Genomic DNA, 23,140 nt, shown 5'->3' with positions numbered 1-23,140 from the left:
GACGCGTGCGGACCGTCACTCAAGTTCTATCGGCTGTCCATGCGGCGTGCGGCGCGCTGCCGCGTCCCACGCGCTGCGGCGGCGCAGAAGCGAGTCGTCGGTCACGAGTCCCTTGATCGTGCTGATGCGCTCCAGCGCTGTCAGCCAATGCGAGTAGTAAGTGTCGCCGCGGTCTGCATCGCCAGCGGCCTGCGCGTCGCGGATTGCCTCGTTCAAGCAGGTTGCCCACTCGCCCCAGGTGAACATGCCGCGCTCGTACAACGCGAGCGTCATGGCAAACGCCTGGGCTTCCCACGGCGCGTTGAACAGCGGCCCTGCGTTGTCGCAAGGCAGTGCTGGCAACGCGGCGCGCAGTTCGGGGAGTTTCGTTAAAGCATCAGTCATGGTGCCGGCGGCAGTTCGAGATACGGTTCCCAGCAATCGACACATACCGACGCCGCGGTCGTATCGAGTCCCCAAAGCTCAGCACCGTCGAAGCGCACGGTATAGAGCCATTGCGGTTGCTCGCCCTGGCCGATCGCGTTGGCGTCGGGATAGACATGCGCGCCGTGTACGGCAACAATGCGCCCGCGTTTGCCCCGACAGTAACGCGGCAAACGAGTATGCGAGGAGGGATTGATTTGACGAGCCTGCACCCAATCGCCAACGGCAAACTTTGCTTCCACGGCTGCGGGCCGGTCGACGGGACTGCCCCGGAACAGCGCCGCCGATACGTCTTTGGCCATCAACACGCGCGGCACCGGCGCCGCTTGACTCGTCGACACGCCTGACTCGATTTCGTCGGCCGTAGCCAGACCGGTGCTCACGACGAGCTTCTTCAAACCCTCGAACCAGATCTGGTAGTAACTGCTGGAAAGGTATTGCGCCGGCGGCAAACTCTCCCGCGCCGCGCGCGACATATCGATGTTCCACTTACCGACTGCGCCCATGGCGATCGTGGTCGCGTGCACCCTGCGCTCCCAGTCGGCGTGAAACGGCGAGATGTCGTTATCGGGGCGTATCGGACCGAAAGCCTGCATACCACCGAGATCCTGCGCGCCGTTCATGGTGCCCCTCGTGTCGACTCAGGCGTCTTCGGCAATCCCGTGCCGATCATCGAATCACGTGTTACCAGTTCAGCTAGCGCTTCTTCAGCGAAGTCATCGGTCCCGGGCGGCTGCATGGGCAGCACGAGGTACCGAACTTCCGCAGTGGAATCCCACACGCGAAACTCGACTTCCACGGGTAATTCGAAGCCGAACTCCTTCAATACGCCACGGGGATCGATGACGGCGCGCGACCGATAAGGTGCGGATTTGTACCATACCGGTGGAAGTCCGAGCACGGGCCACGGATAGCACGAGCACAATGTGCAGACCACCATATTGTGTACGGCGGGCGTGTTTTCCAGCACGATCATATGCTCGCCCTGTCGGCCTGTGTAGCCGAGCGACGCGATCGCTGCAGTGGCGTCGTCGAGTAGCCATTGTTTGTACGCCGGATCATGCCACGCCTTTGCGATCACGCGAGCGCCATTGCGCGGCCCGACTTTGTGCTCATAGGTTTCGACGAGTATGTCGAGTGCGTGCGGGTCGACATACCCTTTCTCGACCAGCAGGGATTCCAGCGCACGGACACGCAGATCCATCTCCGACAAAGCACTGCCGTGGTGGTCGTGAGTGTCGGTATGCGGGTGCGCGTGGTGATCGCCATCGGGATCGTTACCGTTCATCGCCGTTCACCGCGAACAATGCTAGAGAGAACAAGTATGGTTCGCGCGGGGAGCAAATGCAAACTTGGTCGAGCGTGATGCGCTGGGCATGGGTCGCTCTCAGATTGATGCTCCCTGCGATAGTGATTGAGGGTTTCGCACCGACCCGGTGCGGGAACCGACTGCGTGCTTCGCGAGATGCCTGATTTCGCCTGTCTAAACGTCAGCGTCGCGTTGGCGCACATAGTGACGGCGGGCTTTTGCACGGTTCCCGCAGTCGCCCATCGAACACCAACGTCTGTTCTGCGCACGACTTTCATCGACGAAAAGCCAACCGCAGCCCCGGTCGTCCTGACACTGCTTCACCTTATGCGAATGGGGACCGGTTAGCAGCGCCAAAGCAGATATGACCACAGGCATGAGCAGAACACACACGCCATTCGCGTGCCCGTCGGCGCTCCATAGGTAGCGCCCTCGCTGGACTGATAGCTGCATGTCTGGCTTGCCTGCATTGAGCAACTGAGACAGAAGCGAAAGGTCGGTTTTCGCCGGGGCCTTGTCCGACGCCGCGCTCTGAAGCGCCCGGTAAATCGTCTCACGCAACGATAGAGCGGTCTGGTATCCGTTTTCGGCGAGGACAGGGTCGCCCTTCCATTCAAGCGATAACGCGCGCAAAAAACCCGCATCGAACAGCCGGGCCGCGGCAAACCACCGAAGCAGAGCCTCGGCGGATGGCAAACGCTCTTCCTGCTCATCGGACCGGCGCCATGCAACGGTATTCACGAACCGAATGGCCAACTCCTCCTCGACATGCGACGCCCTGCGCGGCCGAGCTTCTTCATTCTGGACGGTCATACTCAATGCCCCTTGTAAATCCGCCTTGAAAGTATAACCTGTTAACCGGTTATACAAACCAACGAACGGACCCGTTATGTCGACTCGCCCGCTGCTAGCATTCTCTGCCATTTATCTCGTTTGGGGGTCGACCTATCTTGCCGTTGCGGTCGGCTTGCGCTCATTCCCACCGATGATTCTGATGGGAACCCGCTGCTTGATTGGCGGTTTGATCCTGCTGGGGTGGAGCCTGCTGCACAATCAGCGCCTACCGTCCGCTCAGTTAATGATTCATGGCGTGACATGCGGCCTGCTTTTCTTCGTCGGCTGCCACGGCGTTCTGGCAATTGCGCAGCAGCATGTGCCGTCAGGAATCGCCGCCGTCATTCTGGCGACCATTCCGTTCTGGATCGCCATGCTGCGCTTTTTGCTTCCGGGAGAGCGCCGTCCTGCACCGGCCACCATTTGCGCACTGGGTGTAGGTTTTGCCGGCGTCGCCGTCATCGCGTGGGCAGCACCCTCGTCAGGCTCGCACCGAATGGAGCTGCCCTGGCTTGCCGCGTTGCTCGGTGCAAGCCTTTCGTGGGCACTCGGAACGGTCCTGACCCAGCGACATAAGGGCGAGACGCCCGCGCTTACGCTAGCGGGAGTCGAACTGCTAGCGGGCGGCGTGACGCTCGCTGTGTTGTGCGCGATAACAGGAGAACTACGCGGCTTCCGGGTCCAGGCAGTCTCAGCAGACTCGCTTTTTGCGCTTGCCTACCTGATTCTCGCAGGAACGGTCCTGTCATTTGCCGCGTATGTCTGGCTGCTCGACCGCGTCGATCCGACGCTGGTCGCGACGTACACTTTCGTCAATCCAGTGATTGCCGTGATACTGGGGTGGGCTTTTCTTGAGGAACGTCCCACCGCAGGGATGCTGGTGGGCGCACCGTTGATTGTAGGAGCCGTCGCTACCGCCTGGGTAATCGATCGGAAACAGCAAATCATGAAAAACGCCGCGGGCGTTTCACGGATTTAGGTGATCACTATCGTGCGTCGGAGCGCCTGCATTGTCGGCACCTTCCAGGCGTCGAGCGGCCAGCTCCTGGCTCTGGTCGCCTGAGCGGCGCACGGCAATCCTGAACATGCGGAGCATGCCGGCGTGTCGGCATGCATGGGCCGACAGATCGCAGAGGCGCCGCCCGCTCCAGGCGTTACTGACCCGACGCGTGTGTCCTGAGAAACGCCACATAGCCGTTCTGTGTCTTGAGGATCTTTTCCGCGCACTCGTCATAGTCCGAACCTTTGGCGTTGTCCGGCCCATACATGCCGCGGCACTGTGCAAAGAGTGTCAAGGTCGCGCCCGCGCCTTTTGCAGCGCGGGTCGCCGAAAAGGCGACCTTGCCCGAACCACTCGGCACGTCGGTGTCGATTGCGACCGCGTCCGCGCGCGTCACGGCCGTATCGGAATGCTGCTCGATATAGCGTTTCGTCAGCGCCCAGGCGGCGTCGCAGTTCGCCGAGTCGCAGTCGACCGCCGCATTGCGTTGGGCGGCGACAAGGTTGGTTTCGTTGTGGAGGAACTTCTGCTCTTGCTGCTCCTGCTTTTCGGCAGACGAGCAACCGGTCAATACAAGCGCAACAAGCGCAAAGGCAGCGATCTTTTTCACGAGTAGACTTCCCCTAGCCATGTTCGAGCGCGATTATAGCTGCGCGCCGGACGCGTTCGCAGATTCGCCCGAACGGCTTGCGCCGGCATTGCCACTTCTGACTTCACAAAGGCGACCGTGGCGTGGTGATGATTCGTTCGGCCGTCGCGGTCATTCGCGATTTGTCATTTTCATCATTCAGCGAATGGCCGCTTCCGACTGCAATGCTCCAGAGATCAGCGCTGTATCGGCGGCCCGGCGCCTCAATCGAATAGCGCTAGCAATCCGTCAAGACCTTGCAGTTCCCAGTCGGGTTTCTGGCCCATTTCTTCGAAGACATTGCCGCTACGATTGATCCAGCATGTCGGAAAGCCGAAATAGCGTGCCCCCGTTGCATCCCACGCATTCGACGACACGAACAGTATCGACGTTCGAGGGAGCCCGAATGCCTGCTCCGCAAGCAGGTAGGCGCGGTCGTCCGGTTTGTACACGCGGACCGGGTCGACGCTCAGCAGATGGTCGAATTCCGCGCGAAGTCCCGAGTTTCCCACCACGGCGCCGATCGAATGAGGCGAACCGTTCGACAGCACCGCGAGCTTCAGTCCTCGCCGACGCAATTCGCCCAGCGTACCCGGCACTTCAGGGAACGGCTGCAGGCGCAAGTACGCATCGCAAAGCATCTTGCAGGCTTCATCATCCAGATCGAGCCGAAGGTGCCGACAGGTAAAGCGCAATGCATCTTCCGTCGCGTGCTCGAAGGTGACGTAGCGGTTCATCAGACTCCGCAGCCACGTGTATTCGAGTTGCTTCTGTCGCCACAGCGTGCTGATTTCACGTCCACGCCCCGGAAATTGTTGATCGCACCGCGCCACCACTGAGTGCACATCGTAAAGGGTGCCGTACAAATCGAATGCAATCGCCTTGATGTGATCCATATCACGCCTCCAAAACAACCCTCAGTTCAACGCTGAACCGCTCACCACGTCACGTCACTCGCCTTGCTGCTCCTTGAGCCGCTTCCGGTGAGCGGCAACCTTCGCGCGGTTCCCGCAAATTGCCATGCTGCACCAGCGGCGCGCGTGACCCCGCGTGTGATCGGCAAACATCAATGTGCAGCGCGGACCTTCACATGCCTTCACGTGCGTGAAGTCCTCGTCACACACCAGGTTCGCCAACGCTTCGGCGATGGGCATCAGCAATGACTCCGGCGACTTCCAACGCCGATTCGTCCGGAGTTCAAAAGGCGACGCCTCGCCCGTTGCATTGGCGACGATTTCTCCATATCGGTCATCCCGCTCGAGCAGTTGATTCAGCGGCGCGAGTTCGCGCAAATCTCTCGCGGTCAACGGCCGCCCCTTCCTTTTCTGCGCAAATGCCCTGAACCACTCGCGCAGCGCGCGAGCCTGCGCCGCAACGGCGTCGAGTTCGGCCGGCGTGGACTGCGCTCGCAGCGCCGTGAGCGCGGCGCGCGGGGCCATTCCAGCCTGCTCCAGCCAGGCCAGCAATCCGCCTCCATCGCTAATCCAGTCGACCTGTTCATCCACGGGCGTCGCGACCGAGTTCAGGAAATCGAGGCCCGGCGCGTCAGCAACGAATATCGCGGGAATCTGACGGTAGTCCATTTTCTTGTAATCAATGTGCAATGACGATGTCGGTATCGTAACCACTAAAAACGCACTTGACAAGTTACACCTTGTATTAGTAACCTTTAAAACATCGTCAGACTGGTTACACAGACACGGCGAAGTTGGCCGGTTTCGCAAGCAGCATTCACTATCTTCAAAGGAGCGGGACATGTCTTCTGGCAATGTGAACGCAGTACTGGTGCACGGCGCATGGGCGGACGGATCGAGCTGGAGCAAGGTGATCGAGGGTCTGAAGGAACAGGGGATCAATGCTGTCGCGGCTCCGCTGCCGCTGACATCGCTGGGTGAGGACGTGGCCGCGCTCGACCGGACGCTGGAACGGATCGAAGGTCCGGTGGTGCTGGCCGGCCATGCGTATGCCGGCGCCGTGATCGGGTCGAGCCGGTCCGAAAAAATCAGGGCATTGGTCTACGTCGCCGCGCTGGCGCCCGATGAAGGTGAAACGGTTGGTGACGTGTTCTATCGCGGCGAAACGCATCCGCTGGCGCCAAAACTCGCGCAGGATCGACACGGATTGATATGGCTGCCACAAGAGGCGTTCGCCCAGGCGTTTGCGCAGCACGCGACGCCTGAGGAGTTGGCGGTGCTCGCTGCCGTGCAGCGTCCGATTTCCGTGTCGTGCATTGGCGAAGCGGTCGGGCGTCCGCTGTGGAAAGACCGTCCAAGCTGGTTCCTGGTCGCCGAACAGGACCGGATGATCAACCCTGACACCCAGCATTTCCTGGCAGCGCGCATGAATGCGCACGTGCGGTCGTATCAGGCCGATCACGCGCCGATCGTGACGGCTCCCGACGCTGTGACGCATGTCATCGCCGAAGCGGTCCATTCGGTTTCCGCTCGCTAACGTTATCCGCGAGTTCCGTGCGACCTGCGATATCAACATCGCGCGGCGCCTTTCGTGACCCGTTCAACTTTGTTCCCCTCAGGAGGGAGATCATGACTTCAATCGCCTATCGTCACGCCGACGTCGACGGCTTCAAGGTGTTCTACCGTGAAGCCGGCCGCCCGGGCGCCCCAAAGCTGCTGCTCCTGCACGGCTTTCCGAGCTCGAGCCATATGTTTCGGGACCTGATTCCGAAGCTCGCCGACCGTTTCCATGTCGTCGCGCCGGATCTGCCCGGCTTCGGTCAGTCCGACATGCCCAGCCGCGACGATTTTGCTTACACGTTCGACAACATCGCCAACATCATCGAGCATTTCACCGAGGTGATCGGCTTCGACCGTTTTGCGGTCTACGTATTCGACTACGGCGCGCCGACCGGCCTCCGCCTTGCAATCCGACATCCCGAGCGGATCACCGCGATCATTTCGCAGAACGGCAACGCTTACGAAGAAGGATTGAGCGAAGGCTGGAATCCTATCCGGGCGTATTGGCAAGACGCTTCGCCGTCGAATCGGGACGCGCTTCGCGCACTACTCACGCACGAAACGACCGTCTGGCAGTACACGCACGGTGTGTCCGACACGGCGTCCGTGTCGCCTGATGGCTACTCGCTCGACGACTTCTATCTGAGCCGGCCGGGTGCGCACGAAGTACAGCTCGATCTGTTCCGCGACTATCAAAGCAACGTCGCGCTGTATCCGGCATTCCAGCAATACTTCCGCGCGCATCAGCCGCCCTTGCTCGCCGTGTGGGGGAAAAACGATCCGTTCTTTCTGCCCGCCGGCGCCGACGCATTCAGGCGCGACATCCCGGGCGCCGTGGTGCGCTTCTTCGATACCGGCCACTTCGCGCTGGAGACGCATGCTACGGAAATCGCCGCGGCCATTTTGGACTTCCTCGACCACTGAGATATTCGAAGCACTGAACCGCGCTTCATTTAACCAATCAGGAGAAGCAATATGTCCAGCAAAGTCGCAATCGTGACGGGCGCAAGCCAGGGTATCGGTCGCTCGACCGCCATCAGACTGGCGCGGGATTTTGATTCGATCGTGCTCGTGGCGCGCAACCGCGCGAACCTTGAAGAGACCGCCGTCGAGGTGAAGAAGGCCGGCGCCGAAACGCTTGTTATCGACGCCGATCTCTCCGAACCCGACGCCGCGCGGCAAGTCGTCGACCAGACGCTCGCGACCTTCGGGCGGATCGACGCGTTGCTCAACATTGCTGGCGCAGTCCCGCAGATCGACGTGCTCGAGATGACCGACGAGCAATGGGAGCGCGGTCTCGCGCTCAAGCTGCACGGCGCGCGACGATTGACGATCGCGGCGTGGCCGGCACTGAAGGAAAGTTCAGGATCGGTCGTGCTGATGTCCGGGAATTCGGCACTGTTTCCCAAGGCGCCCTATGCGGCCGTGGGCACGATCAACGCGGCGATCGTGGCGCTCGCGAAAGCATTCTCGGATCGCGGCATCGCCGACGGCGTGCAGGTCAACAGTGTGCTGCCAGGGCCCGTGATGACCGGCCGGCGACGCTCATATCTGGAGCACTGGGCACCGCTGCACAACATGTCCGTCGAAGAAGCGACGGCAAAGTTTCCCGTTGAAGCCGGTATCGCGCGTTACGGCACGCCTGAAGAGATTGCCGCGTTGATGGCGTTCGTCGTGTCGCCTGAGGCGCGCTGGATGACAGGATCGACCTTGCGGATGGACGGTGGAGAAGTGAAGTCGATTTGAGTCGGGGTCCGCGATGCTCGCGTGTCACGGTTTATCGTTTAAGCAGGGCGTAAAACGTTGGGTGTGCGGATTGGATCGCGAATGGGTCGGGAGCGCGTTCGCCTGTTTCGTCACGACTTCTCGCCCGCCCGCCGATGTCCGCTGACATGCGCGCCGGCATCCGGCGACAACGAAAAAACATCGGCTATCGCGATCACGCTCAATGCCGCCATCATCAGAAACGCGATGGTGAAATCGGCCGGCGCCAATGTTTGCCCATCGTGCCCGTGCCACCACGCCGCGATCCGTAACGCAATCGCGCCGGCCGCGACGCCCATCCCCATCGTCATCTGGCCCAAGGTGCTCGATAAGGTGGACGCGCCGCTCATATGCTGCTTCGGCACATCCGCGAAGCCGAGCGTGTTGATCGCAGTGAATTGCAGCGACCGCGCGACGCCGCTGACGAATAGCGCGAAGAGGATCCATCCATACGGCGTGGAGGCGCTCAGCAGACTCATGCTCGCCAGCGTCACTGCGGCGAACGCACCGTTGTACAGGAGCACTGTCCGAAAGCCGAAGCGCCGCAAGATCTGCGTCGTGACGAGTTTCGTCGACAGATTGCCGGCGAATACCCCGAGCGTGAGCAAGCCCGACTGAAACGGATTCATGCCGAAGCCGACCTGAAACATCAACGGCAGCAGAAACGGCACCGAGCCGATCGCGATCCGGAACAGCGACCCGCCACCAATCGCCACCATAAACGTCTTGATCCGGAACGCCGACAGATCGACCATCGGATGCGCGCTGCGTCGCAGATGAAACCACGCCGCCGCGCAAGCCGCGAGACCGATCGCCAGAAACAGCAGCGCCGAGCGCCATGATGAGTCGCGGCCGATCGCCTCCATCGCATACATCACCGAGGTGCCCGCGACGCCGGTCAACACGAAACCCAACATGTCGAACGGACGACGATCCGTGTTGCGTTCCGCGCTGATGAAGCACCACGCCAGCACCACGCCGACGAGTCCGAGCGGCACGTTCAGATAGAAGATCCAGCGCCACGACGAATACGTCGTAATGAAGCCGCCGAGCGGCGGTCCGAGGACCGGCGCGACCAGCCCTGGCCACGTGATGATCGAGATCGCGCGCATCAGGCCTTCTTTGGGCGTGGCGCGCAGCACGGCGAGCCGTCCGACCGGCACCATCATCGCGCCGCCAATGCCTTGCAAAATCCGCGCGCCGGTGAATTCGACGAGGTTGTCAGTCAGTCCGCACAGCACCGATGCGGCGGTGAAGATCGCAAGCGCAGCCGTGAACACCGTGCGCACGCCGACCCGGTCGGCGATCCAGCCGCTGATCGGGATGAATACCGCGAGCGTCAGCAGATATGACGTGATGCCGATGCTCAGTTCGACCGGCGTGATATGAAACGAATGCGCCATCTGCGGTAGCGCGGTTGCGATGATCGAGCCGTCGAGGTTTTCCATGAACAACGCAGCCGCGACCAGCGAGGTGATCAGAGAGGAAGCGCCGGGGCGTGTGGTGGCGGATGACGAAACCGACATCGACTGACACTCCTGAATTGCGGGCGAGGCTGGCGGAAAGGCCCGCTGTTTTTAGTCTTCGTACTCGGAGTACTTGCGTGAGTCGCCGCGCACTTTGTCGGCGGGATATTTTTCCCGATTGAGCGCCATCTTTTCCACCACAGCCTGAAAGAGGTCGACATCCATCTTGTCGGCAAGGCGAACGAGGTACACCAGAACGTCGGCCATCTCATGTCGGATAGCGGTCTGCTTCGCTTCGTCGAGTTCGCTTTTGTCACCCGAAACAAGCCACTGAAAAGGTTCGAGTAGCTCGCTTGCCTCGACACTTAGCGCCGTTGCCAGATTCTTCGGCGTGTGGAATTGGTCCCAGTCGCGCTCGTTGACAAACTCGCGGATGAGTTCGCGCAGTTCCAATAGGTCGTTTCGCAACTCCGTGTTTTTCACGTTGCTCCCGTGCTGCATGCGTGGATCGATCGCCGAGTCCGATAGCATACTGGCAGGAGCCCGTCTCTGCCAGTTTGGCAGGGTTGCTTACGACAGGTTGCGAGCGCAGGCAATCTCACCCGCTCGTCCCACGTCAAATCAGGCGAGGTGTTCAAGGCGTAGCGTCGGAACGCTCGGAATCCTCGCACGCCTGCGTTACCGTGTCATTGGCCATCCCCTCCGCCGCAGCCAGTTGCAGACTGACAGCCCGTAGCGCCGCGCCGAAGCCGTGAGGTGCGCGCGAATCAAGGCGGGCGCTAGTGACCACTCGCGTGGCGGCGCTCCATGCTACGGATGCCTTTGCGGCAATCAGCGCTTCGACGAACGCCACGTCCTCATTTGATGCGAATGGTCTGAACCCGCCTGCCGCCACGTACGCCGCGGCAGACACCCCCAGATTCGCGCCATGAACATGGCGGTGCCCGTCGCGGTCCCGATAAGTCGTGGTGAAGTCCCTGCGAACTGCAGCGCCGTGTCCGGCCCAGTTCTCGATACTGATCACTCCGCACACCGCGTCGGTTCGACAGTTAAGTTGCTGCACGAGCCAGTCTCCCGCGACCGTTGTGTCAGCGTCGCTGAAAGCCAACCACCGGGCGCCCTGTGCCAGCGCTGCCTGTGCACCCGTCGCGCGCGCCACGCCGACGTTGCGCATCTCCACCGATAAGACCTGCGCGCCCAGCGACGCGGCGATCACCCCGGTGTCGTCAGTGCAACTGTCCATCACCACAAAAATGCGGACTTCCTCGCCGTCGAGATCGGAATGACGGGACGCGCGAATAATCGAACGGATGCACAGACCGATTAAATGAGCCTCGTTGTGGGCTGGAATGACGACGGCAAGCATGATTTCTCCCTTTTTTCTTCTTGGACCGTCAAGGTCGCATTGTAAAGATGCTTTCAGCACGCGCTGTGCCCGTTCGCCCGTGCATTGCGTTTGGCTTCGCCAGTTCCGTCGAACGGTTCCGGCAGGAGCTTCGTAACTATCGACGCTGACCCATCGCATCGACCAGACCGCGCGAAGTGGATTCCTCTTTCCAGCGGCATGTGCCCGGCGAAATTCTTCCAGCCGGCACCTATAGCGATCGCCCTTGCACCGAAATTGGCAGCCAACCGAGCTGAAGGATTGCCGGGAACAGCCGTTGCGCGGTTCAGATGTCATGAGCGCAAGCCATCTTGCGATCATTCCTTTTAATCCTTCACGTCTCAGGCTAACTATGAAACTCCTCACTACCCAGAGCGGACTACCCCGTGTTTCGTGGGGCTCTGTGATCGCAGGCGTCATCCTCTCGCTGATTGCCTACCTCATTCTGAGCGTGCTCGGCGCGGCAATCGGCATGTCCGCGCTCTCGCCCCTTTCCCGTCCCAATCCTCTGCAAGGATTCGGCTTTGGTTCAGGCGCCTACCTGATCGTGATGACCGTCATCGCCGTCTTCATCGGTTCCTATTTCGCGGGACGCTGTGCGCCCGTACTCGGTTGGCTTCACGGCCTGCTCGCGTGGGCGGTGATGATTCTCATGGTCGTCTACGGAGCAACGTCCCTGCTCGGAAGCGCGGTGAGCGCCGCCGGAAACGTCGCGGCGACCGGCGCAACGGTCGGTGCGGCAGCCGGTCCGTCAGGAGCCACTGGCACGATGGCGGGCTCATTGACGCAACGCGTTCAAGGGGCGATTGCCTCTGCGACCGCCGAAGCCTCGAGTCCGCAAGCCGAAGCTGATGCACGTCAGGCAGCAGACACCGCAGCACGCGGCGTAGCACGCGCCTCATGGTTTTCGTTTGCGGCACTCGTTGTCGGCGCAATCATCTCCATCGTCTCGGGGCATGCCGGGTTTCGCCATCAACCGCCCTTCGAGGACGCCGGCGGTGTATCGAACGATGACGACGCTCTCCTGCGCCGCAACCCGGCCCGTGCAATGCAAGGCCGCCCGGCTGCCTGATTGATCCCGTCGAGCCTCCTGACCGCGACGCGTAACGAAGCACCAAATTGCCGGATGCGCGCCGCGTTCTTCTCGGAAATGCCCGTTGATCCTCCTCGCCCGACGCATGCAGCCGAAAATACGGGCGCTGGAATGACGGTTGCTGACTGGGTCCATGCCGGCATGTGCCTGCCCCTTCACCTTCACCGAGCCTTTCTCCCATGCACGCGACTACTCTGAACTACTCTCCTCTCTTTCGCCGCGACGCCGATCTTCCAGGCGCCTTCGACTGGATGGCCTGCGCCGTAGCCGGGCTGGAGAAGCTTGTCGAATTGAATCTGCAAACCGTAAAGACGTCTCTCCGCGAACAGGAGGTGTTGGCCGGAGCGGCACTTTCTTCACGATCGTTGAATGAAGTGATCGAACTTCAGTCGCAACAACTGCCCGCCGCGCTAAAAAAGACGTTTGCTTACTGGCGGCACGTCCAGGAAATCGCCGTAGAAACTGGAGGAGGATTCGCTTCTGTTATGCAGGCGAATTTCCAAAGTCTTGTGACGACGCTGCAAGCGCCAGTCGACATCGCGACGTGGACCGCTAATGAGCAGGGCCGTACCTCGCGACTGCTTTCGACGTATCCACCGAGCGCCGCGGCCGGGACGCCAGCTGCGATCGTAGACAGTTCCGGAAGAATGATTTCTGACAGCGAGTCAGACGGCGGTTTTCACTAGGTCGTGTCATTTCGCGCAGCGGCCGCGGCGCGGCCGATGCGCAGGCACCGAGGTATTCAAGCATGTGTGCCGGCAGGAATATTGGTTGCGCGAATACCAGGTCACCGTATGCGTGCAATCGCCCGTGAGCGTTGGCTTACTTGCTGTGGATTTTCAAATTGAGCCGGTGGCCGCCCTATCATGTCGGCAACAGCTTTCGGGGTGGAGGAGTCTCCACCTCGCGCGCGGAAGGCTCGACCAAACGCGTTCATCTCGTCCCGTCCGGCCTTCGCCGATGCTGCGCCGAGCCCGTCTCACTCCATCGTCACGCTAATTTTCATCTTGTCAGCCCCTGGCGTACCCGACACGGCGATCGTCACGCCGCTCCATTTGCCATCGGGCAAATGGAGCGCGGGCTTGGTTGCCTTCCCGATCGAACGTTTGGTGCCGTTCGGATACAAGTCCGTCGAGTCGCCGCGATTGCCCTGCCCGAAGATCTTCGCGAGATCGCGCCGGTTGTCGGCCTGCATCAGTTCGATCGCGAGATGCTCTTCATCGTTCACGTTGTCGATCCGCTCGTCCACTACATAGATCGCCACGCCCTCGTCCGGCGAAAACGCGTCCTGTCCGCGTCGCCGCCGGTACTCGACGATGATGTACTGCTCCTCGACCATTCGCGCAGCGTTGTTGATATAGACGATGCTGCCACCCTCAGCCGCGGGTTCGAGTTCAATGTTTTTCGTCGTCTTCGTGACGAGCCTCGGTTCGATCCAGCTATGAAACATGCGCAGCATGCCGTTCGGAAAAACGGGCGTCAGTCCGTTGTTGCCCCACGAGCCCGCCGCCATCAGGCAGTAGTTGCCGAGCCCGTTCGACTGCATCTGCTGAACGCGGCCCGTATCGTAGTAATCGGCCCAGCGCGCGGCGAGATGTCCCCATTCATGCGCGCATACGCCCATGTTGCAGTCTTCCGGCACCGTCAGATAGGTTTGCACGGCAAGGTTGGGGCCCACCTTCACGCCGTCTGGAATGACCCATTTGTGGCTCCATACATCGTCGCGCGACAACGTCTGTTCCGCTCCGCCGCCCGCATGGATGATGAAGAGCGCCGTGACCAGATGCTCGCCGAGCATGTCGTACGGGGCGAAATTGACGCCGGCCTGCTGCGCCGCCAGCACGGCATCGTGTGCGATGCCCTGGGCGTTGCGCGGAAACGTGCCATCCATGCCCGAACTGCCGTCCGTGTAAAAGCTCAACGGCTGAGGCAGGCGAAACCAGCCGAACACCTTGCCTTGCACGTCGATGCCCTTTCCCGCCGCGCCGTCGAAGTTGCTGACCGTGCGGTAGTAATCGCGCATGCTGCCGGTGGGGAACACATGGTCGGCGCTGAACAGCATCTGCTCGAAGAACGCAGGGCTGCGGTTGGCGTCATGGGCGCGATCGGGAAAATCGACCAGCAATACAAGCGTCTGAATGACACCCTTGAGCATTCGCGGAGGACGTTCGATCAGCTGCTTGCTGGTGCTCGATGAATGCTGGAGCGCGCCGTCGTCCAGGCCCACGAAATTCTCGCCGCGCCTGCTGCTGCGCCAGACAGAATAGTACTGGTCGAACGTCATGCTCCTCGGCAGCCTGCGCTTTTCCTTGAGCTCCATGAAACGCGCATAGAGCTGGGCAATTGCGTCCGGCGACAGTGGCACGCGACAAAACGCGTGAGTGCAAACATGATTGCGGATCGGCTTGACATAGCTGCGCATGGCAATCACCTCCGTTCATCAGGATCGAAGACAGCTATCACTTTCGATTTCAAATCGGTAACCAGCAGGTTCAGTTTGGCGGCCACGGCCCTCTCCTCGTTTCGGATACACGAAGTTGCGTGTGCGCCTTTCAGCCGGTCTGGATCGGTCGTTAGCGCATTATTTCTTTTTGCTTTCACATAGCTTTCATACGCCTGGCGCGCCTGCTTGAATGTTGACTGCCGCACGTTCGAGCAAAATTGATCTCCTGTTTGGCGATCCGGAAAACCCTCATTACAAATTGTCAGGTCAATTTCTATGCTGTTGAGAGAATTCCATCTCGACCGAGTGGGCCATCGAATTCCGTGCTCGTCCGCGCAACTTCGATTGCGCCGGGCAAGTGTTGCCCGTTCGAAACACAAAGAACGAATCATTCTTCCGGACCATCGAAATGATCGTGTCTCTTGTGAATCACGTCGCCGATAACGCCACGACGTTGCGCGTGTGGGCGGGTATTCTCGCGGCTACCAATGGCACTGCGTCGGCACTGGCCTGGACATTAGGCGGCAAACCGGTTGTGCCTTCGCCAGTACGCCCGCTGCAGTGCTGGAAGGTTCAGGGCAAGCTCCCCTTCTGCTCCACGGTTGTCGAATTCAGTGGCCTTGCGTCAGCTTCCGAGCATGAGGTCGGATTGAGCGTCGACGCAGCCGCACCCGTCGTGCGGTCGTTTCGCACCCTGCCTCAAGCGATCCCGCAGGAATTCGGCGAACGATTCAATCTGCTGCTTCTGTCATGTTTTCACGGTGCCCAGGATCGGCATGGAGAAGCGGGCAGATGGATCTCTTCATATAAGCCGCGTCCGGATCTCGTGTTGTTCGCGGGCGATCAGGTTTATTTAGATCTGCCCACGGAACTCAACTTTTCGAATGACCAGGCCTGGCTCGAAGCGAAGTTTCAGGAAGACTACGTGAGCAACTGGTACGCACCCGGTGCGTCGCCCGCGAATGGAAGCGGCATTCCAGAGGGGTTCCCGCAATTGCTATCGCTGGCGCCCGTCGCGTCGATTCCCGACGATCACGAGTACTGGAACAACGCACCCTTCAAGAGCCCGCTCATCCAGAACAGTTGGACGGAAGCGGGCAGGGACCGCTGGCGCACCGCAGCCGAAATCGGCTTCAGCATGTTTCAGCAAGGCTACCCGGGCCCGATGGGCCAGCCGCGCGTGATCGACATAGAGCCTCTCACGATCCTGTTGCTGGATACGCGCAGTCAGCGCGAAAGAGGTGTCGGTAATGCGCCTGATCACGCAACGATGCTCAACCCGCCAGCTGCGCTGCTTGGCAACGCGGGCCGCAATGCGCTCGCTGCATGGGTGAACACGCTCGTTGCCTCCGCGAACACGCCCAAACCCCGCTACGGTTTTCTATTGACGGGACAGTCGCTCTTTGCCGACCCGGCGAGCGCGTTCGATGGCCACGTTGCGGACTACGAGCTGGCGAATTACGAAGCCGACTATCGCTTCATGGTGGAACAGATAGAACGCGTCTCGACTGCGGGATTGCCGCTGACTTGCCTGACCGGCGACGTTCACTGGGGCAGGATATTGCGCGCCGATACGTTGAACCGCGGCCCGGTCTATGAAGTAATTTCATCGCCCACCTCGCTGGTCAAGTCGATCGGGATTGACGAATTCAAGACGGTCAAGTCGGCGATTGCCGGCTGGTTCGGGCCACGCGATCCCTGGCCCACGCACCCTAACCCTGGCGATCCGCCGTCGAGATTCGGCAGCTTGGGCGACTATCAGTCGCTGCTGCTGCCGACGACGCTCAACCCTCGCCCCTCGTCATCGATGAGAGGCAATCTTGCGCTGATGCTCGGCATTCAGCGTGTGGGCGGGTCTCTCGATGTTCAGGTCGACTACGTGCCTCTTCATCGCGATCAGGAAGTGAATGCGAAAACGCGTTGGAGCGCGCATTTCAAACTGACGGCTGCTCACTGAAACGATCAAAGGGAGACCACCATCATGTCAGTCATCGCACGCCGGTCAAGAGCGGCAGCACGCAATAAGAATCTGCTCGCGCTGAGACGGCAGAAGAAGGAAGGCAACATCGTGTGGATCAACCGGGCGCTCAGGAGCGTCCCGTTGAAAGGCATCAAGGAGCACAGTTTCGTCCTGTTGATCGGCGGCGCCGATCCGCTGTCGTTCCGCTTGAGACTCGCGCAGGCACACGTGCGCAGTGACATGTCGCCGAGTTCGTGGTCGCAGGCAATGTTCGTGGGCGTGAAAAGCAAAGCCGCGACGAAGGACACGGAAGTGACCAGTGTGTCGCTTTCACCTGACGCATGGTATCCGCCGGATGGATTTGCGCCCATCTGCAATGCGATCCAGACAGGCACGCTCGCGCATATCGATTCGCCCGAACAGTATCCGAACCTGGCGCTCATCGTGTGGCCCGTCGCGGGCGACGCGATTCAAGCGAGTCTCACGCAACTGCGGCGGGAGCGCATGTCGATTGATCTGTCGAGTCTGCTGCTGCGTTGGATAGGCTATGCGTGGGGTTGCGGCGTGCCGTCGAATCCACTGGGTGAAGGCTTCGGCATGCCTTCGGCTGCGATGCTGGAGACGGCGTATGCGGCCAACGGATTCGATCTCACGCCCGGACTCGAGAGCCGGTCCAGTTGCCCCGAGGCGATCTGGCAGTCGGCAAGCTGGTGGCACGAGTACTACAACAAGGACGTCGAGAACCCGCAATACATCTACGGTGCATTCACCCGCGAGCACTATCTCGTCGACGCATCGTATTTTCCGAGCGGCGGGTGATGCCTTCTTGCGCTCACGCCGCTAGCACTAGCCGTCTCGACCAGACACGATTGACCTGCTAGCACCTCGCGTACAAGGCAACAAAACAGGTCGCTGAAAAACAGCTGGAATGTGTCCGGTGCATTGCTTTTCAGTCTTTTCAATGCACGCTGCGTCGAACAACCCGCGCTCTTCCCCAATCGATTCGCGTGCCCGTCCTCCCCGATTTTTGCCCCTCAGTTACACAAACCCTCGCTCGCCCTGCGCAGCGTCAAGCTAATTCAACGCTAACTGTGCGCGCTCAAGATGGCGTCATCGAATCAGGGGACGAACATCATGAAACTCTTAAGAACCACTCGTATTGTCTTGCCCGCATGCTTGATCGCCGTCGCGCTCACCGGCTGCGCCGTCATGCCGCCGACTGGCCCGTCAGTCGTTGCATTGCCGCCAAGCGGCAAGCCGATTAGCGTGTTCCAGCAGGAAGACTATGCATGCCGGGACTACGCATTCCGCTCGGACAATGCCGCCGGACAAACACACGGCGCAATACCAGCCGGCCTCGGCAGCAGTGCAATCGGAACCGTGGGCGGAGCCGCCGCTGGTGCGTTGCTCGGCGCCGCGGCAGGCGACGCCGGCGTCGGCGCAGCGATCGGTGCGGGCGCTGGCCTGCTGCTCGGCGGTGCTGTAGGTGCAAACGGCGCGCAAGCCACGTCGGCCAGCCTGCAGGCGCGATACAACGCCGCCTACGCGCAATGCATGGCCTCTAAGGGCAACAGTATTTCTCAACCAGCTGTCTATACCACGACCCCCGTCTACGCGCCGCCTCCTGTCGCGTACGCGCCGGCTCCTGTCGTGTACGGCTACCCGCAACGCTTCGGCTACTGGTCTTATTGATTGCTTCAGCTAACTCTCCGCTCACTCTGCCGAGTGATGATGCAGTCATGGATCACGAACAGATCAATTCTGTTGGCGTGTCTTACTTAACCGCTACATGAGGGCATTTAACATGTTCACGAAGATTCTCGTCGCAGTCAGTGCAAGTCCCGCCGATACGGTCCTGGCGGCGGCCATTGAAACCGCGCGAAAGTACGATGCACAAATTGTCGCGCTGCATGTGGTCGACCCGACGCCCTCCTATTTGGGAGCCGCTGACGACAACTTCGGCTTGATCATCGAGGCAATGAGCGCGCACGGACGCAAAGTCGTCGCGCATGTCAGGAATGTGCTGGACGATCAAGCGCCTGAAGCGGAAGTCCGTATGGTGACGCTGCCGATGTCCGGCATGACGGTCGGCCGCGCGATCGCCGCTGTTGCCGACGAGATGGGTACTGACCTGATTCTTCTCGGCGAACGGAGTTCATCCCGGTTTCGCTGGTTGAGTGAAGACGTTGCATCGGAGGTAGTGCGCCGCTCCGGCAGGCCAGTCCAGATCGCGTCCGATGTAATCGCATTGAGGTCGGCGCGTCGTGCCGGCACACGTTGGGCTGGTCTATCTACTGCCCGCACCTGAAATTCCCTGTGCCTTCGAAAGGTCCAGAGTATATCGACGATGTGCTTTGCTGAGACACCGGTTCTTGCACTACCCTCCTTTAGATCGCGCCGCTCACGCAGATCGCATACAGGTTCAAGTTTGGTCCCGATGGCGACACGAATCGTGAGGGCGCTGTCCATCATATTGCCCGTCGGACGGCGCGCCGTCGAGTAGATCCGACGTCAGGAGTCCGTGGCGCGATACAGCCACTGGAACTCCGAACGTCGGGCACATCGGCGGCGCCCCATAAGAGCGCACGCATCGGCAGTCAAGCTCACTGAGCCTGTCGGATCGTCGTCAGATCGTTCTTGACGCTGGCGACGCCGGTCACTGCGCTCGCGACTTTCGTGGCCTGATCGATCTGGCCGGTATCCGGCATCGACCCCTGCAGCGTCACGACACCTTGCTTTGCGCGAACAGTCACGTTGACGATATTCAAACTCTTCGTCCGCGCGAGCGCCTGCCGTACATTCTTCGCGAGTTGGCGATTCGCAGCACGCTGCGCTTTCGCGTTCACCGGTGAAGCGCTCACGACCGGCGCTGACGCGATCGTTGTCGCGGACGCGTTCCCGACAGATTGCGCCTGTGCCAGCGTCGCCGTTGCGAGCAAGCAGACGACAATCCATCTATTCCCGCCGATTATTTTCATTCGTGTCTCCTATGTGAATAAAACCAAACGCCTTATGCCGCCAGCGCATGAAGTGATCGAGCAGCGACTTTGCTTCGGCACCAAAACATCTTAGGGATCCCATACATTCATGTCAATCACGTCATCTATATGTGTCGATCTAGTCGATAAAAAAACTTAGCTCATCTATATGTTTCATATGAGACATATACCGTAAAATCGTTCGGCAAAGACCTTCAGCGGCTGACGATAACGGGGAGCGCGGCGGAGATGACGATAGACAACCTCGGCATCGGGGGAAAACGCTACAAGGAAGCCAAGCACGCCCTGCTTGCAGCGCTGGCTGCGCAGGAATGGAAAGGCGGCGAGGCCATTCCATCGGAGCGGCGCCTTGCGGAGCGATTCGGCATCTCGATAGGCACCGTGCGTAAGGCGATCGACGAACTGGTAGCCGAAAACATCCTCGTGCGGCATCAAGGCCTCGGCACCTTCGTGGCTCATCATCAGCGTGACCGGCATTTTTTCCGCTTCTTTCGGGTTGTCGGAGTGGGCGGTGACAAACGCTATCCCACCGTCGAGTTGTTGTCGTTCGAACAGGCGAAGGCGTCAGCCAGCGTCGCGCGCCTTCTTGGCATTGAAGCCAATGCAACCGTCTATCAGTTTTCGAACAGCCTCGCGCTGGAGGGCGAAGTCGTGATGATCGATCGCATCATCGTGGCCGAACCCCGCTTTCGCGGCTTGACCGAAGATGCGCTGCGCGAGCGGCCAAGCACGCTCTACAACTTCTATCAGGACGTCTTCCACGTCTACGTCACCGGCATCGAAGAACGCCTGCGCGCAACTATCGCCGATCACACCCTGGCTGCGTTGCTGGACGTCTCTGCTGGCGCGCCGCTGCTCGAGATCCAGCGAGTCGCTTATTCCTACCAGCAAGTCCCAGTCGAAGTCCGCATCTCCAGTGTCAATACGGCGAAGCATGAATACCTTGGGGCGTCCACGTTGACGACGCCGTCATACGACCGAGGTGTTCCCTGAAGCAATGCGCCCGGAGAGCGCTAACGCGAGCCCCGGGCGTGATAACTTTCGGCTTTCGACGCAGCACGCGTCGATAACCGCCCGATTAGCTGCGCTCCTCCTTCTCGGCCAACGCGAGCTCCGCAGCACACAATGCTGCTTTGACGCGCGCGGCGACCAGCGAACTGACGCGCTCGTTTGATTGCATGGTCAAGCCCGCGATATGCGGCGTAAGAATCAGATTGGGCGCGCCCGCCAGCGGTGATCCTGCGGCAAGCGGCTCATCGGCGAACACGTCGAGTGCGGCACCCGCCACGTGCCCGGCGCGCAACGCCGCAGCCAGCGCAACCTCGTCGACAATGCCGCCACGAGCCGTATTGATCACGACCGCCCCCTTCTTGAGCATGGCGAACCGCGCAGCGTCGAGCAAATTGCGCGTCGCCGGCAACAACGGTACGTGTAGCGTGACGACATCGGCACAACGCAGCGCGTCGTCCAGGGAGACCGCACACGCGCCCGTTTCCCGCCAGCAGGGCGCATCTGGCGAGAGTTGCGGATCATGGCCGACGACCTGCATGCCCAACCCACCCGCAAGCCGCGCTACAAGTTGTCCAATGCCGCCGAACCCGATCACGGCAAGCGTGGCACCCGCCAGTTCGCGACCGTTCGACAGCGCGGTGCGAGGCCAGTGTCCGTGCGCCACGTCCGCGCTCGCGAAAAAGACGCCGCGTAGCAGCATCAATGCAGACGCGATCACGTACTCGGCCACGGCCTGTGCGTTGGCGCCCGTAGCGGGATGAACCGTCACGCCGCGGCCGGCGCAGGCGTCGAGATCGATATTGTCGAGCCCGACGCCGAGCCGCCCAACCGCAAGCAAGTTTGGGGCGCTATCCAGCAAAGAGGTGCTGACCTGAGTGCGATTGCGCACGATCAACGCATGCGCGTCCGCCAGCGCTTCGCGGAGGGCTTCGGGCGCATCGACCAGCGAGGGGTCGTATTGGACTTCGAAGTCGGCTCGCAACCTGTCCACTGCGGACACGTCCATGAATTCGCTAACCACCACTCTTTTCATATGGAATCCTTATTTAATAGGTCAAGGCACCGACCAGAAAAACCAACCGAAGCTAACTTAGAACGACGTCCGCAGACCGGCGGTGAAAGCCCAGGGCTTGAAGCCCGGCGTAATCGTCGTGAAATTCGAATTCAACAACCCGAAGCCTTGCGTCGATTTCGAATTGTTCTGGATGTAAGCGGCGTACGCGTACAGTTGCGTCCGTTTGGTGAAGTAGTACACATAGCCGAGGTCGTAGGCCAGTGCCCTCGCGTCCTTGTTTTCGATGCGCCGCGCCACGCCAAGGTTCACGTCGCCAGGGCCGACGGGAATCTTCGCGTTGATCATTTCTGCCGAGGCGAAGAAGTTGGTGCCGTCGGTGGTTTTCGTGTAAATGTAGTTGCCGCCGAGAATCACCGGTCCGAAGTTATATGTCGCACTCAGCACGTGCGTTATCTGCGCGGAGGCAGTCAGCGTCGTCGCGTTGGCGTAGTACTGGTCATGATTGAAACCATACGCCAGCCAGAGGCTGTTGCGCGAATAGATGACGTTGAAGCCGAGGTTGCGGCCGGCGGCGGTTTGCCCGCTCGCGTTCTGCGCGCCGAACGAGTAACCGAGTTCCGACGACAGACCGTAGTAATTGGGCGTCCGGTATCGCACCGAGTTCGGATAGAAGCCCCCGGTGCCGGATTTGCCGAGTGTGTAGGTGTGCTCCAGCGTGATGATCGCCGAATAAGTGGCCAGTCCATAAGTGCCGACGTCGGAGCCGAGGAACGTCCAGTAGATCGGCAGGTACATATAGCCGAAATCGAGGTTGCCGTACTGCTTGCTTCCCAAGCCGACCGAAGCGCCGCGGGCCCACAGCGTCGCGCCGCCGCCTGCACCCGTATAGGTGTTGAAATTGGTTTCCATCATGAAGTTGGCGCTGTATCCGCCACCGAGGTCCTCGGTGCCGCGAAAGCCCCAGCGCGACGCCTGCAGGTTGCCCGTGGCCGCCTGGGCAGTTGGACTGACGCTATGATCGTATTTCACGTATTGGACTGCTGCGTCGACAATGCCGTAGATCGTTACCGAGGACTGCGCATGGCTTGCCCCGGCAAGCACCATCAAGCCCATCCCCAACGCGGCACGCCCCAGCGGGTGTTGTTTCATTCGATGTCTCCTGTCATGCATTGTTTTAAGGTAGCGCTACCGGTCGGGAGAAAAAGTGCAGCCTTTTTCGCCACGGCCGTTTGTCCACCCGCCTTGGTTCGCCTGCGCTGCTGCACAGGTCGATACCGGTCTTACCGGCCCTCTTTTCTTTCGTGATATTGCCCAGATCCCGAAGCGCTCCGTCGCCC

At 60.5% G+C, this 23,140-nt stretch carries 25 protein-coding genes; 11 read left to right on the top strand and 14 right to left on the bottom strand.

Annotation, left to right across the window (positions count from 1 at the left end; all coding sequences use genetic code 11):
* Positions 1 to 15: 15 nt before the first annotated feature.
* The 4 genes from PQR32_RS05040 to PQR32_RS05025 all read right to left on the bottom strand — a co-directional run bounded on the left by PQR32_RS05040 (position 16) and on the right by PQR32_RS05025 (position 2,545).
* The gene (locus PQR32_RS05040; protein WP_408222861.1) at positions 16 to 384 is read right to left on the bottom strand and encodes a nitrile hydratase accessory protein; all 369 of its coding nucleotides are present in this window, start codon (positions 382 to 384) and stop codon (positions 16 to 18) included.
* Positions 381 to 1,046, bottom strand: coding sequence for a nitrile hydratase subunit beta (gene nthB / locus PQR32_RS05035; RefSeq protein ID WP_408222859.1), 666 nt, complete (start codon positions 1,044 to 1,046; stop codon positions 381 to 383). The genes PQR32_RS05040 and nthB overlap by 4 nt, the downstream gene beginning before the upstream one ends.
* Positions 1,043 to 1,711, bottom strand: coding sequence for a nitrile hydratase subunit alpha (gene nthA / locus PQR32_RS05030; protein ID WP_408222857.1), 669 nt, complete (start codon positions 1,709 to 1,711; stop codon positions 1,043 to 1,045). Before nthA ends, nthB begins: the two co-directional genes overlap by 4 nt.
* A gap of 195 nt (positions 1,712 to 1,906) precedes the next feature.
* On the bottom strand, positions 1,907 to 2,545 hold the full coding sequence (locus tag PQR32_RS05025) for a CGNR zinc finger domain-containing protein (RefSeq protein WP_408222855.1): 639 nt from the start codon (positions 2,543 to 2,545) through the stop codon (positions 1,907 to 1,909).
* 76 nt (positions 2,546 to 2,621) lie between these two features.
* Here PQR32_RS05025 and PQR32_RS05020 point away from each other — a divergent pair, with 76 nt between their 5' ends.
* Positions 2,622 to 3,545, top strand: a complete 924-nt coding sequence (locus PQR32_RS05020; RefSeq protein ID WP_408222853.1) for an EamA family transporter — start codon at positions 2,622 to 2,624, stop codon at positions 3,543 to 3,545.
* Positions 3,546 to 3,720: 175 nt separating this feature from the next.
* On the opposite strand, the gene PQR32_RS05015 is transcribed toward PQR32_RS05020, so the two are convergent.
* From PQR32_RS05015 to PQR32_RS05005, 3 genes are all read right to left on the bottom strand, one after another.
* Positions 3,721 to 4,176, bottom strand: a complete 456-nt coding sequence (locus PQR32_RS05015) for an META domain-containing protein (protein WP_408222851.1) — start codon at positions 4,174 to 4,176, stop codon at positions 3,721 to 3,723.
* 242 nt (positions 4,177 to 4,418) lie between these two features.
* Positions 4,419 to 5,090: a haloacid dehalogenase type II gene (locus tag PQR32_RS05010; protein WP_408222849.1), complete on the bottom strand. Its 672-nt coding sequence runs from the start codon at positions 5,088 to 5,090 to the stop codon at positions 4,419 to 4,421.
* Positions 5,091 to 5,144: 54 nt separating this feature from the next.
* Complete coding sequence (locus tag PQR32_RS05005; protein ID WP_408223061.1) at positions 5,145 to 5,777, bottom strand: CGNR zinc finger domain-containing protein; 633 nt, start codon at positions 5,775 to 5,777, stop codon at positions 5,145 to 5,147.
* Between the two features lie 172 nt (positions 5,778 to 5,949).
* Here PQR32_RS05005 and PQR32_RS05000 point away from each other — a divergent pair, with 172 nt between their 5' ends.
* The 3 genes from PQR32_RS05000 (at position 5,950) to PQR32_RS04990 (ending at position 8,414) form a co-directional block, all read left to right on the top strand.
* Entirely contained in the window at positions 5,950 to 6,645 is a 696-nt protein-coding gene (locus PQR32_RS05000; protein WP_408222846.1) for an alpha/beta fold hydrolase, read from the top strand.
* A 92-nt stretch (positions 6,646 to 6,737) separates the two neighbouring features.
* Positions 6,738 to 7,592, top strand: a complete 855-nt coding sequence (locus PQR32_RS04995) for an alpha/beta fold hydrolase (protein ID WP_408222844.1) — start codon at positions 6,738 to 6,740, stop codon at positions 7,590 to 7,592.
* A 51-nt stretch (positions 7,593 to 7,643) separates the two neighbouring features.
* The gene (locus tag PQR32_RS04990; protein ID WP_408222842.1) at positions 7,644 to 8,414 is read left to right on the top strand and encodes an SDR family oxidoreductase; all 771 of its coding nucleotides are present in this window, start codon (positions 7,644 to 7,646) and stop codon (positions 8,412 to 8,414) included.
* 110 nt (positions 8,415 to 8,524) lie between these two features.
* On the opposite strand, the gene PQR32_RS04985 is transcribed toward PQR32_RS04990, so the two are convergent.
* The 3 genes from PQR32_RS04985 to PQR32_RS04975 form a co-directional block, all read right to left on the bottom strand.
* The gene (locus tag PQR32_RS04985; RefSeq protein ID WP_408222840.1) at positions 8,525 to 9,958 is read right to left on the bottom strand and encodes an MFS transporter; all 1,434 of its coding nucleotides are present in this window, start codon (positions 9,956 to 9,958) and stop codon (positions 8,525 to 8,527) included.
* 51 nt (positions 9,959 to 10,009) lie between these two features.
* The gene (locus PQR32_RS04980; RefSeq protein ID WP_408222839.1) at positions 10,010 to 10,399 is read right to left on the bottom strand and encodes a nucleotide pyrophosphohydrolase; all 390 of its coding nucleotides are present in this window, start codon (positions 10,397 to 10,399) and stop codon (positions 10,010 to 10,012) included.
* Between the two features lie 133 nt (positions 10,400 to 10,532).
* On the bottom strand, positions 10,533 to 11,264 hold the full coding sequence (locus tag PQR32_RS04975; RefSeq protein WP_408222837.1) for a glycosyltransferase family 2 protein: 732 nt from the start codon (positions 11,262 to 11,264) through the stop codon (positions 10,533 to 10,535).
* Between the two features lie 370 nt (positions 11,265 to 11,634).
* Between PQR32_RS04975 and PQR32_RS04970 the strand changes: the two genes are divergently transcribed.
* Together PQR32_RS04970 and PQR32_RS04965 are read left to right on the top strand one after the other, a co-directional pair.
* A complete protein-coding gene (locus PQR32_RS04970; protein WP_408222835.1) occupies positions 11,635 to 12,354 on the top strand; it encodes a YrzE family protein in 720 nt (239 codons plus the stop codon).
* Between the two features lie 200 nt (positions 12,355 to 12,554).
* Positions 12,555 to 13,061 carry a phasin family protein gene (locus PQR32_RS04965; protein WP_408222833.1) on the top strand — a complete coding sequence of 169 codons (507 nt, stop codon included), beginning with the start codon at positions 12,555 to 12,557 and terminating at the stop codon, positions 13,059 to 13,061.
* Between the two features lie 293 nt (positions 13,062 to 13,354).
* On the opposite strand, the gene PQR32_RS04960 is transcribed toward PQR32_RS04965, so the two are convergent.
* Positions 13,355 to 14,797, bottom strand: coding sequence for a M6 family metalloprotease domain-containing protein (locus tag PQR32_RS04960; RefSeq protein ID WP_408222831.1), 1,443 nt, complete (start codon positions 14,795 to 14,797; stop codon positions 13,355 to 13,357).
* Between the two features lie 430 nt (positions 14,798 to 15,227).
* Between PQR32_RS04960 and PQR32_RS04955 the strand changes: the two genes are divergently transcribed.
* The 4 genes from PQR32_RS04955 (at position 15,228) to PQR32_RS04940 (ending at position 19,086) form a co-directional block, all read left to right on the top strand.
* Positions 15,228 to 16,775, top strand: coding sequence for a metallophosphoesterase family protein (locus PQR32_RS04955; protein ID WP_408222829.1), 1,548 nt, complete (start codon positions 15,228 to 15,230; stop codon positions 16,773 to 16,775).
* Positions 16,776 to 16,799: 24 nt separating this feature from the next.
* Positions 16,800 to 17,597: a hypothetical protein gene (locus PQR32_RS04950; RefSeq protein ID WP_408222827.1), complete on the top strand. Its 798-nt coding sequence runs from the start codon at positions 16,800 to 16,802 to the stop codon at positions 17,595 to 17,597.
* 315 nt (positions 17,598 to 17,912) lie between these two features.
* Positions 17,913 to 18,470 (top strand): glycine zipper domain-containing protein, encoded by a 558-nt coding sequence (locus PQR32_RS04945; protein WP_408222825.1) that lies wholly within the window; start codon positions 17,913 to 17,915, stop codon positions 18,468 to 18,470.
* A gap of 112 nt (positions 18,471 to 18,582) precedes the next feature.
* On the top strand, positions 18,583 to 19,086 hold the full coding sequence (locus PQR32_RS04940; RefSeq protein ID WP_408222823.1) for a universal stress protein: 504 nt from the start codon (positions 18,583 to 18,585) through the stop codon (positions 19,084 to 19,086).
* Between the two features lie 295 nt (positions 19,087 to 19,381).
* Here PQR32_RS04940 and PQR32_RS04935 read toward each other — a convergent pair whose 3' ends face one another.
* Positions 19,382 to 19,756 (bottom strand): BON domain-containing protein, encoded by a 375-nt coding sequence (locus PQR32_RS04935; RefSeq protein ID WP_408222821.1) that lies wholly within the window; start codon positions 19,754 to 19,756, stop codon positions 19,382 to 19,384.
* 249 nt (positions 19,757 to 20,005) lie between these two features.
* Here PQR32_RS04935 and PQR32_RS04930 point away from each other — a divergent pair, with 249 nt between their 5' ends.
* Positions 20,006 to 20,770, top strand: coding sequence for a GntR family transcriptional regulator (locus PQR32_RS04930; RefSeq protein WP_408222819.1), 765 nt, complete (start codon positions 20,006 to 20,008; stop codon positions 20,768 to 20,770).
* A gap of 85 nt (positions 20,771 to 20,855) precedes the next feature.
* On the opposite strand, the gene PQR32_RS04925 is transcribed toward PQR32_RS04930, so the two are convergent.
* Positions 20,856 to 21,821, bottom strand: a complete 966-nt coding sequence (locus tag PQR32_RS04925) for a hydroxyacid dehydrogenase (protein ID WP_408222817.1) — start codon at positions 21,819 to 21,821, stop codon at positions 20,856 to 20,858.
* Between the two features lie 57 nt (positions 21,822 to 21,878).
* On the bottom strand, positions 21,879 to 22,952 hold the full coding sequence (locus tag PQR32_RS04920; RefSeq protein WP_408222815.1) for a porin: 1,074 nt from the start codon (positions 22,950 to 22,952) through the stop codon (positions 21,879 to 21,881).
* Positions 22,953 to 23,140: the final 188 nt, after the last annotated feature.

This window comes from Paraburkholderia dipogonis, assembly GCF_046027395.1.
Lineage (GTDB): Bacteria > Pseudomonadota > Gammaproteobacteria > Burkholderiales > Burkholderiaceae > Paraburkholderia > Paraburkholderia dipogonis_A.
Note: the sequence above shows the minus strand (reverse complement) of the source record. Positions and strands in the feature narration are given on the sequence as shown.